Source organism: Pedobacter sp. 01T416_2 (assembly GCF_056398925.1).
Genome location: NZ_JBFTQI010000957.1, coordinates 1 through 2,003, shown reverse-complemented (window position 1 = coordinate 2,003; position 2,003 = coordinate 1). Strand labels below are relative to the sequence as shown.

Below are 2,003 nucleotides of genomic sequence, written 5' to 3'. Positions count from 1 at the left end.
GTCGTCTGTTCAGCTGGTTAATCGTTTGATTTCTGGAGAAGCAGAAATAGAGCAGGAAAAAATCAGGAAAGGAAATTTACAGGAATGGGAATGGCAGCAGTTACACAGTAAAATTGGCCGTTTAACCGAAGCTCCCCTATTAATTGATGATACGCCTGCACTAAACATTTTTGAGTTCAGGGCAAAATGCAGAAGATTAAAATCACAATACGATATTCAATTGGTAATTGTCGATTACTTGCAGTTAATGCATGGTAAAGGCGAAGGAAAAGGTGGTGGTAACCGTGAGCAGGAAATTGGTAGTATATCGAGAGCGCTAAAATCGGTTGCAAAAGAACTTGATGTTCCGGTGCTCGCACTATCGCAGTTAAGTCGTGCGGTAGAGAGTAGACCAGGTTTACAGGGAAAACGGCCAATGTTATCCGATTTACGTGAGTCGGGCTCAATTGAGCAGGATGCGGATATGGTATTATTCTTGTACCGCCCTGAATATTACGGCATTACCGAGGATGAGCAAGGAAGATCGCAAGCGGGTATTGGTGAGGTTATCATTGCAAAACACCGTAACGGTGAAACTGGAATTGTACCACTTAAATTCGTGGGTAAATTTGTGAAGTTTACGGATTTGGAAGAAGACTTTAATGCGCCGCCAAGTTCATTTGCGGCTGATCCTTCAGCTGGTATGTACCCATCACAGGATTTTGAAAAACAGAGCAACGTGATTATCCGTCCTTCAAAAATGGACGACTATAATGATGATGATCCACCGTTTTAGGAATTGGCAATGACTATCAGTTAATCTTAGTAAAAATTATTCTACTTTATAGTAGAAGATTTTAGCTTTTTTGAAGTGCTTTACGCGTTAATCTTTTTTACCTTCTACTTCTGCTAACATTGACAGACCAAATAGAAAAATCGTCATTGCGAGGAGGCTTTTTCAGCCCTCGAAGCAATCTTTATGGCAAGGATCACTAGCGTGAAAGATTGCTTTGTCGTTCCTTGTCGCAATGACGATTCCTCACATCCTATCAAAAAAACTACTGTCATTTATAATTTATGCAATAAATTATCCCTAAGCATGACAAAAAAGGATTTCAGATGCAATAAAGTGTAAAAACTATAGGCACTGGCACGGAAAACCGACCTAGTAGCAGAGAACCACCCAATCTAAACCCGATAAAACGAATGCTCCCGATTTAAGCACTGTATATTTTATTTTTTATTGTGTGCTTGCTTGTTTCACAGGTTTCGTCGGAGCAGCAGTGATAGCGGGACTGCATTAGCCCAAAGTTTACTGCCTTTGCTTTCCAAATTTTAACAATTTTTCTATAAACTCGATATTGATATTTATCTTATACTAAAATAAATATCCAATTAATATACCTGCCAATACAATAACAGGTGGACTAACTTTAGTAAAATTTAACAACAAAAATGTAGCGACCATAATCCCTAAAAATATCCAGTTAAAGCCCATTGGTATTAAGAGTAGCACAAAAGCAGCAATAATAAATCCAACGCTAACAGCATTGATTCCTGAAAGGCTATGACGGATCCGTGAGATCTTTTTCAGATCGTCCCAAAACGGTACAATAAATAAAACGAGGATTAGTCCGGGTAAGTTGATGCCGATAACCCCAATCAATCCTCCTAAAATTTGGCCCCATAATCCGTAACCAAAATTCTTCATGCTTAATGCGCCTAAGTAGCTCGTAAAAGAAAATGTTGGACCAGGTAAGGCCTGCTGTAATGCAAAACCTGATAAAAATCCAGATGAAGGCAAATAATGTTTCATCTCTACAAACTCGGTAAACATCAAAGGAACAAGCACTTGTCCGCCCCCAAAAACCAATATTCCGTTACGATAAAAGTTTTCGAGCAAACGAATCGGTAAACTAAAGGGCGATGTTCTGTTTATAATTGCACCTACCAAGGCAAATAAAAGTAAAGCACCTAGAAAGTAGACCAGTTTTTTAGGATTGATATTTGAAAAAAGTTTAACC

The 2,003-nt window shown here is 38.7% G+C and carries 2 protein-coding genes; one reads left to right on the top strand and one right to left on the bottom strand.

The window, feature by feature from the left end:
• Positions 1 to 775, top strand: a 775-nt coding sequence (locus AC1DPQ_RS26265; protein WP_477611369.1) for a DnaB-like helicase C-terminal domain-containing protein, incomplete at its 5' end; no start/stop codon positions are given.
• 582 nt (positions 776 to 1,357) lie between these two features.
• Here the strand turns inward: AC1DPQ_RS26265 and AC1DPQ_RS26260 are convergent.
• On the bottom strand, positions 1,358 to 2,003 hold a 646-nt coding region (locus AC1DPQ_RS26260; protein WP_477611368.1), incomplete at its 5' end, for a chromate transporter.